Origin of the sequence: Kitasatospora sp. NPDC059146 (assembly GCF_042786665.1) — a bacterium.
GTDB lineage: Bacteria > Actinomycetota > Actinomycetes > Streptomycetales > Streptomycetaceae > Kitasatospora.
Genome location: NZ_JBHZCY010000051.1, coordinates 13778 through 28033, shown reverse-complemented (window position 1 = coordinate 28033; position 14256 = coordinate 13778). Strand labels below are relative to the sequence as shown.

Below are 14256 nucleotides of genomic sequence, written 5' to 3'. Positions count from 1 at the left end.
ATCGTGCGGCGGTGATCGGGGTCACCCGGGCCGATCTGGGCAGGGGAGCACGGCGCGAACGCAAAAAGCGTCGCGCGAGGTGTCTCCCCGGCCCGCCCGCGAGGCCCGGAGGGGTGGTGCTGGTGCTTGGCGCGGCCTCTGCGGGAGGGCCGTGGCGCACGCTGTTCGGCAGGTACTCGGACTCGCGGTACGGCTGCTGGAGCCGCCCGCACACCGCTGCGGGGCAGTCCCGGATTCCCACCGGGTTCCCCTGCATCGACAGCAGAAGCGAGCATACATGTAGTGCCGACTAGCTGCGGCGGCACCACATGTTGTGCCTGTCGTGTCGCGGATGCCGACGGGCTCGCCGGCCTGTCAGTGCCGCAGATAGACCTTGTACGTGCTCGAATCGCCCGTCGGCGAGGTGAACTGAGCGATCAGCCGGTAGCGCCCGCCGGTGTTCAGCGCGGCGCTCAGCGCCCGGTCGGTGGCCGCCGGCGCGGTGCTGTCGAGGACGACCATGGTGAACCAGCCGTCCCGGATCGCCGCCGTGCTGCCGTCCACGCCGTGGTGCTGCACGCCGGCGCTGTCGCGGTAGTCCGTTCCGGCCCGGGCGGAGATCCACTGCTCGGGTCTGCTGACGGCGCCCAGGTAGTACTCGGCGAGCCCGTCGACCTCGGTGAGGTAGTGGCCCTCCGGGACGGCGTGCGCCCGCAGGACGGCCAGCAGGCGGCCGGAGTCGGGCCCGTTCTGGTAGCGCAGCGCGGACTGCTCCATGCCGAGGGCCAGCAGCGCGACCCAGACCAGGATGCCCAACTGGGGGTGGCGGAAGTGGGCCCCGACCAGCCGGGTGAGGCCGAGCCCAGCGATCGGGGTGGCGAGCAGCATGCCGTAGTCGAGGTGGCGGAACAGGGCCCCGGAGGTGCCGGCCCACAGGTGAACGGCGGGGACCAGCAGCGCGGTGGCGGTCAGCACGACCCCGAGCAGAGCCCGCTGGGCGCGGGTGGGGGCGATCCGGTCGCTCCCCGGCGACTCGTGCTCGGCCAGCTGCTCGCGCCGCGCGTACGAGACCGTGCCGGCTACCGCGAGGAGGGTGAACAGGCCGGCCCACTGGAGGGTGCCGAGCAGGACGGAGCCGGCTGAGCCGGGGGCGTTGCCGTGCGTGGGGGACCAGCCGACGACCTTCCCCAGCAGGCCGTACGGCAGCAGCAGGACCAGCGTTCCGACAGCCAGCAGCAGGGCGCGCAGGGCGGCGGGGCCGGGTCGGCGGTGCGGCCTGGCGGTGGCAAGGGCCAGGGCCACCAGGGCGGGGACGGCCAGGACCGCCGAGTAGGCGACGGCACAGGCCAGGGCGGTGGCCGCGGCGGCGGTCAGCACCAGGGCCGGGGCACGCCGGGCGGTGAACACCGTCAGCCAGGCCGCGAGGGCGACCAGGAGGACGGCGAGGGACTCGGGGGCGCCGTAGAAGCCGACCACGACGGTGGACTGCAGGACGGCGTAGGCGGCTATGCCGCAGATCGCGACGCGTTCGTTGAACAGCCGCCGGGTCAGCGAGTACAGCAGCACCGTGGTGAGCAGGCCGAAGCCGAGGCTGAGCAGCCGGGTGCCCCAGATGCCGTCCGCGTTCGCGGCGGCGCCGGCCAGCGGTGGGTAGAGCCACGGCGAGCCGGGGACGCGGTCGAGCAGGTCGGTGGTGACCGGGGCGCCGTGCAGCAGGTGGGCGAGCTGCTGGCGGCCGGCCACCATGGCGGCGGCCTCGTCGGGGTGCGCGGCGGCGAGCAGGCGCAGCGAGAGCGCGGCCTGGACGGCCAGGACGGCGCCGAGCAGCCCGCGGGCGATCCAGCGGCGCCGGGGGCTGGAGGCGGGGTCCCAGCCGATCGCCGGGACCTGGGGGATGGTGTACGGGGCCAGTTCGATGCCGTCGGGGTTGTCGACGGTCACCGCACTGGCCGCGGGCATCGCATGGGCCACGGGCACGGCGCCGGCCCCGGCCTCGGCCCCGCCCGCCGGGCGGGGTGCGGGTACGTCCGCGGCCGGCTTCCCGGCGCCGCCGGGCAGGGTCGGGAAGGATTCGGGGTCTGCGCTCATCGTGGGTTCCGGATGTCGAAGCCGTAGCGGGGGTCGGACGCGCGCTTCTTGAAGGTGGCCAGGGTGTCCGGGACGGATTCGACCCGCCAGTCGGCCCGCTTGACCATGTTGAACCAGATGAAGCCGACGATGTCGTCGTGCGCCTCCAGCCCGGAGAACAGCTGGTCGGTGTCCGCGCGTTGGTGCTTGCCCTGCTCGACCGCGGTCTCGCTGATGAAGAAGGGCTTCTTGCAGAAGGCGCGGATCTCGGCCATCGTCGGCCCGTACAGCTCGTCGAAGGCGTCGGGGTCGGTGCGGGTGAAGTAGCCGGTCATGCCGGCCCAGTCGACGTAGCTGTCGCCGGGGTAGTACGGCGCGAGTCGGGTGTTGGGCGCGGGGAGGGTGATGTTGGGGCTCCAGACCCAGATCACGTTGGTCGCGCCGGCGTTGTCGAAGATGTCGTGGACGTGCCGCCAGGCCGCGACGAAGTCCTGGGGGCCGGCCGACTGGCGGCCCCACGGGTACCAGTTGCCGTTCATCTCGTGCGCGATGCTGATGGCGATCGGCAGGTTGAGCTTGGCGACGGACTTGGCCACGCCCCGGACGTAGTCGTCGGTGTCGCCGGCCGCGATCGAGGCGAGCGAGTGGTCGTACGGCTCCCAGGCCATGAAGGGCAGCGCGCCGGCCTGGTAGATCCGGCGTACGCCGGCGGTGTCGAAGCCGCCCCGCCAGTGGGCGTAATAGGCCAGGACGTTGGGCTGCTTGCCGATCGCGGCGCTGTAGCCGGGCAGCGCGTCCATCGAGGCGGGGACGTCCGGCAGGGCGACGCCGAGGTACTTGTGGGTGGGCTTGAGCAGCGGGGTGACGTCGTACGGGACGTCGGTGGGCAGCGCCTTGGGGGCGGGGGCGGCGGTGCCCGGACTGGGGCCGGTGGCGCTCGGCGCGGGCGGGGCGAGGCCCTCCTGGAGTGCGAAGCCGGGGTCCTCGGGGCCGCAGGCGGTGACCAGCAGCAGGGTGGCGGTCAGCAGCGGGAGCGCCAGCCGGCGGCGGAGCGGACCGGTCCGTCGGGGGTGGGCGGTCATGGTGATCACACTGCTTCCGTGGGGCGCGGCTGGACCAGGACCCGGCCGACGATGGTGGCGTAGAAGAGCCCGGAGGCGAGGACCAGGGCGAAGTTCAGCGGGCCCATCGTGAGCATCCGCCAGATGCTCACGCCCACCCAGAGCAGGGCCGTCCCGCCGCCCCAGGCGATCACACCGATCCAGAACCGCCGGGTCCTGTTCTTCTTGGCGCCGGAGGACCCGGTCGGCTGCCAGGCCATCCGGTTGCGGCGCACGATGTCCCAGATGGCGAAGACGTGCGCCCAGCCGTACATCATCCGGGCGGCCCAGGCCTCCAGCCGGTAGGGGTTGCGGTGCCAGAGCGGGAAGATGACCGTCGCGTAGATCAGGCCGGGCAGCACCAGGGCGGTGTTCTCCCAGCGGACCAGGTCGGGGCGGGTGAGCAGCAGGACGATCGGGACGAGCGGCGAGACGACGGTGAACAGCGCGGTGTGGATGTAGTAGAAGAAGCCGGACAGGTAGCAGGCGCGGGTGATGGGCCGTAGCTTGGCGGTCCAGAACTTCCGGCTGCCGAGCAGGCTCATCGAGCCGGTGCACCAGCGGTACTGCTGGTTGAAGAAGCCGCCGACGTTGTCCGGGCAGACCCCGGTGGCCAGGGCCACGGGTATGTACTGCAGGTCCCAGCCGAGTCGGCGCAGGTCGAAGCCGGTGTGCACGTCCTCGGAGTGGCCGATCAGCGTGGTGCCGCCGTTCTCCTCCAGCGCCGCGCGCCGGTAGATCGCGCAACTGCCCACGCAGATCGCGCCGTCGCTGCGCTGCCGGGAGACCTGGACGGTCCGGTAGAACAACTCCTGGACGGCGCCCGCGCCGCGCTCGATCCAGTTCTGCGAGTCGAGGATGCGGAAGAACTGCGGGGACTGGACGATGCCGAGCCTGGGGTTGGCCGCCATGTAGGGGAGCATCTCGTCCAGCAGGTCCGGCCGGGGCGCGAAGTCGGCGTCCAGGATGAGGATGAAGTCGCTGTCGGAGTTGCGGAAGCCGAACTGCAGGTTCCCGGCCTTCTTGAACCAGCCGAGCTGGTTGCGGGTTCCGTAGACGAACCCGAAGTCGACGGCCATCTGTGCCAGTTGGGGGCTGTTGCTGTCGTCGAGGACGTACGGGGTGACCTCGCCCGGGTACTGGTCGCGCAGTCGGGCGACGTGCGTCCAGGTGTTGTGCAGGACCTCGATCGGTTCGCCGGCGACGGGCAGGAAGACGTCGACGGTCGGATAGTGCTCGGGCCGCCAGGACTTGACCAGCGCCCGGTGCGCCGCGAGGTCGAAGGTCTCGTTGAAGCCGTGCACCCAGCGGGAGATCAGGTAGTAGACGATGGTGAAGGCGAGCGGTGGCACGAACAGCAGGAACCACGGCGTCGCCTTGAACAGGCCGATCTCGCTGGCCACCATGCAGCCGAAGCTGATCAGGGAGAAGCAGGTCAGCACCCACAGATGGGTGCGGGCGTACAGGTACTTCTCGGTGTTGTCCGGTGGTTGGGGGAGCAGCCCCCATTGCTTGCGGGCGGACGGGGAGCGCCTGCTGCGGCGCCTGGAGACGGGTGGTCGACCGCCGCCCGCGAGTCGCGTGCTCTCGGTGACAGTCACGTGCTCTACTCCCCCGAAGCCGTGTTGATCTGAACCCTCCCCGCGGTCTGGCCGTTTCCCGGTCGGGCAGTGCGGGGGACGCCAGGATCGTACGGGACCGATTGCGCTGAGTTCTCTCCCCTCTCTTCCCGCGGCCATCCGGAACCGATATCGAGTTCCGATCGTGATCCGGGCGGGAGTGCGTGTGGAGCACTTGTTACGGTTGGCCGCCCAGCGGGCGAGGACGGTTCGGGGAAAGCGTGATGAAGATCCAGTGCGGTGCGGTCGGGCGTGCGGCCCGGGGGCTGCGGGCGCTCGCGGCGACCGGTGCGGCCGCCGCGCTGCTGGCCGGATGCACCGGCCAGGTCGGGGCGGCGGAGCGGGCGCCGTCCGCCACGGCTTCGGCAGCCGGCCTGTGTTCGTCCCCGGAGACCCCGTTCCCCAAGCTGGCCCTGGACGGCGGGTCCAAGATCCTCGAACCCAACCCGTGGAACACCGCGGGCACGGTCTGCGTGGACCCGGTGGGCGACACCGGCTTCATGGTCTCGCAGATCCGCGACTTCGTGCCGAAGATCCCGCTGGCCCCAGGTGCCTACCCCAACGTCTCCACCGCCCCCGGCGCGAGCGGACTGCCCGTCCCGGTCAGCGCGCTCGGCGACGCGACCGCCGACTGGGACGCCAACGGCCGGGTGAACGGCTCCTTCAACCTGTCCTTCGACCTCTGGTACGGCTCCAGCCCGGACAACTGCCTGCCCGGGGAGAGCGCCGAGCTGATGGTGTGGCTGGACGCCACCGACAGCGTGCGACCTGCCGGAGACAAGGTCGCCGACGCCCAGCCGTTCGGAGACGCCGCGTACAACGTGTTCCAGGCGCCGATCACCGGCCCGCACAGCGTGATCAGCTACGTGCGCACCACGCCGACCCACACCACCCGGGCCCTGAACCTGCGGCTGTTCACCGCCGACGCGATGGCTCGCGGGTACGTCCCCAAGGGCTCCTACCTGTGCCGGGTGCAGGCGGGCTTCGAGGTGTGGAGCGGCGGCACCGGCCTGCGCAGCGAGTCCTTCGCCTTCCACAACCGGGTCGGCCTGCCGGTCGGTGAGATCCCGGCCGGGGCACCGGGGATCTGCCTGCGGCACGGCGGTGGTCCCGGTGGGGCAGTCGGCGCCGCGGTGACCGTCGGGGCCTGTGGCGACCCGGGCTCCTCGACCAGCTGGACGGTGGGCAACGACGGGTCGCTGCGGGCCGGGGCGGCCTGCCTGGTGCCGGGCGCGGACCGGTCCTCCGTCACGCTGGCCGCGTGCACGGCCGGCCCCGGGCAGCGTTGGGGGCCCGCCGCCGGGGGGCGGTTGACGCATCAGGACTCGGGTTTGTGCCTGGGCACCGCGGGCGGCGCGCTCGCGGAGGGCACGGCGGCACAGCTGCGCCCGTGCGCGGACACGGTCTCGCAGCACTGGCGGATCCCGTACAACGGGGTCGGCTGACGGGGGTCGGCGGCGGTGGGTTAGGGCGCTCCGGCGGTCCGTCGGCGCCCGGACGGTGGTGACGTTCCGTCCGTGCACCCGCCATGGGCGTGGTCGGGCCGATGCCCTAGCATTCCGGCCATGAGCGATCGACCGGTACCGAGTGGCGAGGGGCAGTCCTACCCGCCACCGCAGCAGGCACCGGCCGGGGGGCCCGCTCCGGCCACCGGTGTGCCACCGCAGTCTCCGAACGGCGCCTTCGGGCCCGCGACCGGCTTCGGGCCGCCGCCCGGTGCGCCCAGCCCGCCGCCCCAGCCGTTGACGCCCGGTCCGTCCCAACCGGTGCCGCCGGTGCCGCAGCCCGGCGGTGCGGTCCCGGTGCGGCCCGGCCCGGTTCAGCTGGGGCCGGTGGCGCAGCATCCGCAGCCGCCCGCGCAGCCGTGGCAGCAGCAGCCCGGCTTCCCGCCGCCCGCCGCCCCGACCGGTACCCCTGACTGGGAGGCACTGGCCGAGCAGAACGAGAAGTCCGCCAAGCGCGGCCGGCGGCTCAAGCTGATCGGCGCGGCGACCGCCGTGGTGGTCCTGGCCGCCGCCGGTGCGGGCTTCTGGCTGTACGAGAAGGACAAGGACAAGAAGCCGGGCCCCGCGGTCACGGCGACCTCCTCGCCCTCGGGGAGCCCGTCACAGTCGGCGAGCAACCCGCCGGTCAAGGGCATCGACAGCCCGCCGACCGTCGGCACCCTGTCGGCCAAGAAGGGCCCGGCGTTGAACCTGGGCGCGGACGCCAAGCCGGGTACGATGAGCGGCTTCTCCGGGCAGGTCCTCAAACTGCCCAGCGGCCAGGACTCGTTCGCCTCGACCTCCGGCCAGGTTGTCGATGTGAGCAAGAGCTTCACCGTCTCGGCCCGGGTGCTGGTCGACAAGCCCGACGGCAATCGCAGCGCGATCAGCCAGGGCGACGGCCAGTACTACGCGTACTCGTTGGGCCGGGCCAGCAACAACGGGCACGACCAGTGGTACTTCAAGGTCCAGGTCCCGGGCGGCGGTTCGGCGATCGCGTGGTCCAAGGCCGACGCGACGGTCAACCAGTGGGTGCTGCTGACCGGGGTGTACGACGACCCGTCGCAGCAGCTCACCCTGTACGTCAACGGCGTTCCGCAGGCCTCGGCCAAGTCGGCCGGGGTGCAGCCGTCCGGCAACAACACCCTCCAGATCGGCCGGCTGAGCTCGAACTCGCAGTGGGCGGACCCCTGGCACGGCGCGGTGGCCGACATCCAGACCTGGGACCAGGTGCTGCCGGAGGCCGACATCGTCAAGATCGTGGCCGGTCCGAGCTCGCCCCCGTCGGTCCCGCCGACCGGCGCCTGGCTCAACGGCTGAACCGGCCCGGGGCCGAGCGTCCCGTGAGCGTCCAGTCGGCCACCCCGTACCGCCCCGGCGGTACGGGGTGGCCGACGCGCGCCCCGGAGCGTGTGGCGCCCCGACGGCGCATCCGGACGCAGAGCCCCAGATAGGAGCAGTACTGATGAGCGCGGACGGCCGCTGGATCCGGCCCGAGTCCACCCGCAAGCCTGTCCTGGGCCCCACCAAGGCCCGCCCGGGCGGCGGGGTGGCGCTGGGCGAGCGCACGGCCCCGGCGGGGCCGAGCCCGGCCGCGCCCGACCGGCGCCGCCGCCGGCCGGGACCGCGCCGGGTCCCGCACCCGGCGCGCCCGGTGCTGCGGGCCGACTGGCTGCCGCTGCTGGTGGTGCTGCTGGTGCAGGGCGCGCTGTCGTACCACCTGATCCTCAGCAACACCGCCTTCATCGACGAGGGCACCTACATCTACTCCGGGTACCAGGAGATCGCGCACCTGCGGCACGGCACCCCGGTGTCGACGTACGAGACCTTCTTCTCCGGCTCCCCGCTGATCTACCCGGTGGTCGTCGCCCTGGCGGACTTCGTCGGCGGGCTGAACGGCGCCCGGCTGCTCAGCCTCGCGTTCATGCTCTCCGCGACCACGGCCCTCCACCTGGCGACCCGTCGGCTGTACGGCTCGCTCGCGGCGTTCTGCGCGGCGGCGGCCTTCTCGGCGCTCGGCCCGACCCAGTTCCTGGGTGGTCTGGCCACCTACGACGCGATGGCGCTGGCGGTCCTCGCCTGGGCCGGCTACCTGGCGGTCCGGCTGACCACGGGCGGGGGGTACCCCAGTCTGGTGGGCTCCGGGCTGCTGCTGGCCCTGGCCGGGGCGACCAAGTACGCCGCGCTGCTGTGGGTGCCGGTGGTGTGCGGCATCGCGGTGCTGGCCGGGCCGGGCGACTCGGTGCGCTCCTGGGCGCGCTGGCGGCGCGGGTTGCTGGTGCTGCTGACCTTCGTGGTGGCGGTCGGCGCGGCGGCCCTGGCGGCCGGTCAGCGGTACGTCGACGGCTTCAACCACACCACGCTCCAGCGCGCCCCGGGCCACGACGCGTACGCGTATGTGGCCGGAGAGGCCGCCCGCTGGGTCGGCCCGCTGCTGGTGGTGGCGCTGGTCGGGGTGCTGGTCCAGCTGGTGCGGGCGCGTCGGGAGAAGGGCGCGGCCTGGACGGAGTTCTGGCTGGCCGCGCTCCTACTGGTGGCCGGTCTGCTGGCGCCGCTGAACCAGATCCGCATCCACACCTGGCTGTCGCTGCAGAAGCACGTGGATTTCGGCGCCTGGTTCTCGTGCATCGTGGTGGGCGTACTGCTGGCCCGTGCGGTGCTGTGGCTGCGGGGCCGCTTCCACGTCACGGCCGGGATCGTGGCCGCCGCGCTGGTGGTGGGCCCGCTCGCCTGGGCGGGGGTGGCCCAGGGCCGGGAGATGTTCGGCGAGTGGTCGAACTCGAAGGAGTTCGTCGCGGCGCTGGAGCCGTACGTGGTCAAGGGCGACGACCGCTACCTGGTGGAGAACTACAACGTCCCCGCCTACTACCTGCGCAAGCAGAGCGACTGGCAGCAGTGGCACGACCTGGTGGCGGTGTTCCGCCGGGACCCTGGCACCGGGCAGATGCAGAGCGGGGTGCCCGCCATCCAGGCCGGGATCCAGGCGCACGAGTGGAAGGTCGTGGTCCTGGACTTCACCCAGACCGGGGCCACCGACCGGGAGATTCAACCGACCTTGAAGGACGCCGGGTACCGGGTGGCCACTGTGGTGCGGAGCGGCGAGCACGGCCGTTACACCGTCTACGTGGCCCCCGGGTACGACAAGCGGAAGTGACGGCCGGAGCCGGGCCGTCAGAACGCCATGGTGTAGACCATCAGGTCCATCCCCGGGTACGGCGCCCAGTCCCGCTCGGGGGTGCGGCGGAAGCCGACCCGCTCGTAGACGCGGTGGGCGGCGGTCATCTCGGGGCGGGTGGAGAAGGCCATGCCGGTCAGGCCGAGTTCGCGGCTGCGGGCGACGCAGGCGCGGACCAGGGCCTCGCCGACGCCGCGGCCGCGGGAGGCGGCGGCGGTGGCGAGCATCCGGATCTCGCCCTCCTGCGGGGTGGCGATGTCGGCCCACTCGGTGCCGCCGACGGCGAAGGTCACGCAGCCGAGGACCTGCTCGTCGGCCGCGTCGGCGGCGACCAGGAGCTCGGCCTCGCGGGAGCGCCGCCCGGCGTCGCGGAGCAGCTCGACGTAGCCGCTGGTGGGCTTGGTGTAGCCGTCGCCGACGAAGGCCTCGACGGTGATCCGGCCGGCGTCTTCGAGGTCCCGGGGGAGGGCGTGGCGGATGAGGTAGTCCATCGGGCCAGTGTGCCGGAGCCCGGTACGGCGACGGGCCCGGGGGTCGGGCGGAGCGGCAGGTCAGCGGGGGCGGCGGGGTCAGCGGGGGCGGTGGCAGGAGCGCCGTCGGCGTCGGCGTCGGCGCGGCCCGCGGCCGGGGCGCCGTGCAGCCGGTCGGCGCGGTGCGGGTCGGCTGGGTAGCCGCCGGGGCGGTGGTAGTTGTCGCGGCCGGCCGCGGGGCCGCGGGAGAGCTCGCGGCCGATCAGGGAGCCGAGCAGGCCGAAGCCGCCGACCGCGCCGGCCAGGGCGAGTGCGCTTGCGAGGGTGCCGGATTCCATGGCCACCACTGTGGCCGGGAGCCGGCGGGGCCGACGAGTGGCAGGAACGCCGGGTTGCCTCGAAATCCTGCCAGCCGGGGGCTTCCCGGCGCCCGGCCCGGCGGGGCATCCTGGGCGGCATGCTGAGGAACGTGGTCGCGGTGGTGCTGGAGGAGGTCCACCCCTTCGAACTGGGCGTGGCCTGCGAGGTGTTCGGCCTGGACCGCACCGCGGACGGGCTGCCCGGCTACGACTTCGCGCTGGCCGGCGCCCACCCCGGGCCGCACGCCACCCACTCCGGGTTCACGGTGGACGTCCCGTACGGCCCGGAGCGGCTCGCCGACGCCGACCTGGCGGTGGTCACCGCCTCGGGGATCCGCGACGCCTACCCGGAGCCGCTGCTGGCGGCGCTGCGCGCGGTGGTGGCGCGCGGCGGCCGGGTGCTGTCCATCTGCAGCGGCGCGTTCGTGCTGGGCGCCGCCGGGCTGCTGGACGGCCGCCGCTCCACCACCCACTGGCGCTACACCGACGACCTGGCCGGCCGGTTCCCGGGGACGGCGGTGCAGCCGGACGTGCTGTACGTGGACGACGACCCGGTGGTCACCTCGGCCGGTACGGCGGCCGGCATCGACGCCTGCCTGCACCTGGTGCGCAAGTTCCAGGGCGCCGAGGTGGCCCGGGGGATCGCCCGCCGGATGGTGGTGGCGCCGCACCGGGAGGGCGGGCAGGCGCAGTTCGTGAACCGCCCGCTGCCGGAGGGCGGCGGCGACTCGCTGGCCCCGCTGCTGGACTGGATGCGCCACCACCCGGACCAGGAGGCGACCGTCGAGCAACTGGCCGCCCGGGCGCACATGTCGCCGCGCACCTTCGCCCGGCGCTTCCAGCAGGAGACCGGCACCACCCCGCACCGCTGGCTGGTGGGGCAGCGGGTGCTGCTGGCCCAGCGGCTGCTGGAGTCCACCACCGAGTCGGTGGACGCGATCGCGGCCCGCTGCGGCTTCGGCAACGCGGCGGCGCTGCGGCACCACTTCGGGCGGCGGCTGGGCACCACACCGCTGGCCTACCGCCGCTGCTTCGCCGATCCGGCGGTCGCGCAGCAGTGACCCGACGGCCGACGGTCCGTCAGCTGCCTCCGCCCGTCAGCTGTCCCCGCCCGTCAGGTGGTCGACGCCGTTCCAGCGGTCCGGCCGCAACCGCCCGTCCTGGGCCCGCCACAGGCTGGTGGAGCAGTTGTGCACCGCCCCGAGCTCGGTGAGCTGCTGCTCGGTGAGCCGGTCCAGCGCGTAGCGCAGCATCAGCACCGTGCAGTCGTGGGCGACCAGCAGGACGGGCCGGCCGGCCTCCTCCTCGCAGACGTCCCGCAGCAGGCTGCGCACCCGCAGGGCGACGTCGGCCCAGGACTCGCCGCCGGGCGGGCGGTAGTACAGCTCGCCCATCTTGCGCCGCCGGGCGGCCTCCTCCGGGTGCTTGGCCTCGATGGCGGCCTTGGGCAGCATCTCCAGGATGCCGAGCTCGCGGTCGCGCAGCCGCTCGTCGTAGCGGACGGCCAGGGTGACGGGCACGGCGCCGAGGCCGGCCGCCTGGGCGAGCGCGATCCGGGTGGTCTCGGCGGTGCGCACGTACGGCGAGCACCAGACGCTGCGCGGGCGGTCGGCGCTGGGCAGGGCGGCCCACCAGCGGCCGAACGCCTGGGCCTGCTGCTGGCCGCGCAGGGACAGCGGGATGTCGGCGTCCCGGCAGCTGATCGGGACGCTGAGCGCGCCGACGGCCTCGGCCAGCTGGAACTCGACGTTGGCGGTGGACTCGCCGTGCCGGGTGGCGATCAGCACGGACGGCAGTCGGGTGGCCGCCGCGGGGCGGTGGGCGGTGACGTGGGGGTGGTGCTGGTTCTGGGTCGACTGGTGCTGGGTGACCTGGTGCGGGGTCGACTGGTGCTGGGCGGCCTGGTGCGGGGCCGACTGGTGCTGGGTGGTCTGGTGCTGGCCGTTGAGGGTGGTGCCGAGTTCTGCCATGGCCGCGAGCTCCCCGTGGGTCGATCAGGTTCCGGCCGGATGCCGGTCCGGTCTGGTGGTGCCCGGCGTGCACGCCTGTTCATACATATGATCGCGCCGCCTCCTCCAGTGTTCACGGAGAAGGCGGCGCGATCACAGGGCGCGCGCACGGCCAATCAGTGCGCCGCTACGGGCTCCGGCGCGTTCTCCCGCTCGCCGCCGCCGGTCTCGGCGCTGTAGTCGGAGGGCTTGGTCTCGTCCGGCCCGTCGGGCGTCCTGAGCGCCCGCAGCACCACGGTGAGCACCACCGAGACGACCAGGTTGAGCACGAAGGCCGTCATGCCGATGTAGCCGATCTCGCCGATGCCGGGGATCTCGGCCGCGTTGCCGCCGAAGTGCTTGGTGGCCGGGCTGGCCAGCCCGTACGCCGTCCAGGTGCCGTAGCCCATGCCCGCCGCCCAGCCGGCGAACAGCGCCCAGTGGTGGAACCAGCGGGTGAACAGGCCGCCGACGATCGCCACGAAGGTCTGCAGGATCCACAGGCCGCCCAGCAGCTGGAGGTTGATCGCGGCCTGCTTGTCCATGCCGAGCACGAAGACCAGCGCGCCGACCTTGACCAGCAGCGAGACCAGCTTGGCGACCCGGGTCTCGTCGGCCGGGGTGGCGGCGGGCTTGAGCCACTCCTTGTAGACGTTGCGGGTGAACAGGTTGGCCGCGGCGATGGACATGATCGCGGCGGGCACCAGTGCGCCGATCCCGATCGCGGCGAAGGCCACGCCGGTGAACCAGTCCGGGAACATGTTCGCGAACAGCTGCGGCACCGACAGCTGGGCGTTGTAGCCCTTGACGCCGCTGCCCACGCCCGCCGCGATCGCCATGAAGCCGAGCAGCGCCAGCAGCCCGAGCATCAGCGAGTACGCGGGCATGATCGCCATGTTGCGGCGCACGGTGTTGCGGGACTTGGAGGCCAGCACGCCGGTCACCGAGTGCGGGTACATGAACAGCGCCATCGCCGAGCCGATCCCCAGCGTGGCGTACGTCCACTGCTTGTTGTCGGGGAGGGTCAGCCCGCCGGCCTTGGCCTGCTTGAAGTGCGCCGCGGCCGCGTCGAAGACGTGCCCGTAGCCGCCGAGGCGCAGCGGGATGTAGATCACCGCGACGATGATCACGATGTAGACCAGGGCGTCCTTGACGAAGGCGATCAGCGCCGGGGCGCGCAGGCCGGAGGAGTAGGTGTAGGCGGCCAGCACGCCGAAGGCCAGGAACAGCGGCAGGTCCTTGACGAACCAGTTGGCGTCCGCGCCGCCGCCGAGGCCGAGCACGTCCAGCACGGCCTGGATGCCGACCAGTTGCAGGGCGATGTACGGCATGGTGGCCAGGATCCCGGTCAGCGCGATGACCAGGGACAGCGGCCGCGAGCCGTACCGGCCGCGGACGAAGTCGGCCGGGGTGACGTAGCCGTGCACCCGGGAGACCGACCAGAGCCGGGGCAGGAACAGGAAGACCAGCGGGTAGGCGATGATCGTGTACGGCACCGCGAAGAAGCCGGCCGCGCCGGTCGCGTACACGGCCGCCGGGACGGCGACGAAGGTGTAGGCGGTGTAGAGGTCGCCGCCGAGCAGGAACCAGGTCACCCAGGTCCCGAAGCTGCGCCCGCCCAGGCCCCACTCGTCCAGGTGGGCGGCGTCGTCCGCGCGGCGCCAGCGGGAGGCGAGGAAGCCCATCACGGTGACCAGCAGGAAGAACAGGACGAAGACCACGAGGGCCGGCACGTTGACGTCCTTCATCGCGCACCGCCCTTGCGGGCCGCGCCGCGGGCCTTCTCGTCCCGGTTGATCAGCAGGTAGGCGGCGACCGTGAAGACGGCCGAGACGGGCACCCAGAGCAGCTGGTACCAGTAGAAGAAGGGGATCCCGGCCACCGCCGGGTCGGTCTTGTCGTAGGAGGAGACCCAGAGCATCGCCACGATGGGCACGAGCAGGGCGAGTCCGGCGAGCACCCGCTCGGGGGTCACGGCCGGGACTGGGGTCCCGGCTGGCTCGGGCATGACAGCT

Annotated in this window: 11 protein-coding genes and 1 riboswitch; of the genes, 4 read left to right on the top strand and 7 right to left on the bottom strand. The window is 73.0% G+C overall.

What is annotated here, in order from left to right; translation table 11 throughout:
- Positions 1-149: 149 nt before the first annotated feature.
- Positions 150-282: riboswitch (cobalamin riboswitch) on the bottom strand.
- 72 nt (positions 283-354) lie between these two features.
- From ACFXPX_RS22070 to ACFXPX_RS22060, 3 genes are read right to left on the bottom strand one after another with little or no spacing between them, the layout of a single operon-like run.
- Positions 355-2067 (bottom strand): glycosyltransferase family 39 protein, encoded by a 1713-nt coding sequence (locus tag ACFXPX_RS22070; RefSeq protein WP_380642875.1) that lies wholly within the window; start codon positions 2065-2067, stop codon positions 355-357.
- On the bottom strand, positions 2064-3128 hold the full coding sequence (locus tag ACFXPX_RS22065; RefSeq protein ID WP_380642873.1) for a glycoside hydrolase family 26 protein: 1065 nt from the start codon (positions 3126-3128) through the stop codon (positions 2064-2066). Before ACFXPX_RS22065 ends, ACFXPX_RS22070 begins: the two co-directional genes overlap by 4 nt.
- 5 nt (positions 3129-3133) lie before the next feature.
- Positions 3134-4552 carry a glycosyltransferase family 2 protein gene (locus ACFXPX_RS22060; protein ID WP_380642895.1) on the bottom strand — a complete coding sequence of 473 codons (1419 nt, stop codon included), beginning with the start codon at positions 4550-4552 and terminating at the stop codon, positions 3134-3136.
- A 437-nt stretch (positions 4553-4989) separates the two neighbouring features.
- Between ACFXPX_RS22060 and ACFXPX_RS22055 the strand changes: the two genes are divergently transcribed.
- From ACFXPX_RS22055 to ACFXPX_RS22045, 3 genes are all read left to right on the top strand, one after another.
- A complete protein-coding gene (locus ACFXPX_RS22055) occupies positions 4990-6210 on the top strand; it encodes a ricin-type beta-trefoil lectin domain protein (protein ID WP_380642871.1) in 1221 nt (406 codons plus the stop codon).
- Between the two features lie 387 nt (positions 6211-6597).
- Entirely contained in the window at positions 6598-7569 is a 972-nt protein-coding gene (locus tag ACFXPX_RS22050) for a LamG domain-containing protein (protein WP_380642869.1), read from the top strand.
- Between the two features lie 145 nt (positions 7570-7714).
- Entirely contained in the window at positions 7715-9403 is a 1689-nt protein-coding gene (locus ACFXPX_RS22045) for an ArnT family glycosyltransferase (RefSeq protein ID WP_380642867.1), read from the top strand.
- A gap of 17 nt (positions 9404-9420) precedes the next feature.
- Here the strand turns inward: ACFXPX_RS22045 and ACFXPX_RS22040 are convergent, their stop codons facing one another.
- Complete coding sequence (locus tag ACFXPX_RS22040; protein WP_375894062.1) at positions 9421-9915, bottom strand: GNAT family N-acetyltransferase; 495 nt, start codon at positions 9913-9915, stop codon at positions 9421-9423.
- A gap of 436 nt (positions 9916-10351) precedes the next feature.
- Here ACFXPX_RS22040 and ACFXPX_RS22035 point away from each other — a divergent pair, with 436 nt between their 5' ends.
- A complete protein-coding gene (locus tag ACFXPX_RS22035) occupies positions 10352-11314 on the top strand; it encodes a helix-turn-helix domain-containing protein (RefSeq protein WP_380525142.1) in 963 nt (320 codons plus the stop codon).
- Positions 11315-11350: 36 nt separating this feature from the next.
- Here ACFXPX_RS22035 and ACFXPX_RS22030 read toward each other — a convergent pair whose 3' ends face one another.
- The 3 genes from ACFXPX_RS22030 to ACFXPX_RS22020 form a co-directional block, all read right to left on the bottom strand.
- Complete coding sequence (locus tag ACFXPX_RS22030; RefSeq protein ID WP_380642865.1) at positions 11351-12223, bottom strand: histidine phosphatase family protein; 873 nt, start codon at positions 12221-12223, stop codon at positions 11351-11353.
- 155 nt (positions 12224-12378) lie between these two features.
- Positions 12379-13989, bottom strand: coding sequence for a monocarboxylate uptake permease MctP (mctP, locus tag ACFXPX_RS22025; RefSeq protein WP_380642863.1), 1611 nt, complete (start codon positions 13987-13989; stop codon positions 12379-12381).
- On the bottom strand, positions 13986-14249 hold the full coding sequence (locus tag ACFXPX_RS22020) for a DUF3311 domain-containing protein (RefSeq protein WP_380642861.1): 264 nt from the start codon (positions 14247-14249) through the stop codon (positions 13986-13988). Before ACFXPX_RS22020 ends, mctP begins: the two co-directional genes overlap by 4 nt.
- Positions 14250-14256: the final 7 nt, after the last annotated feature.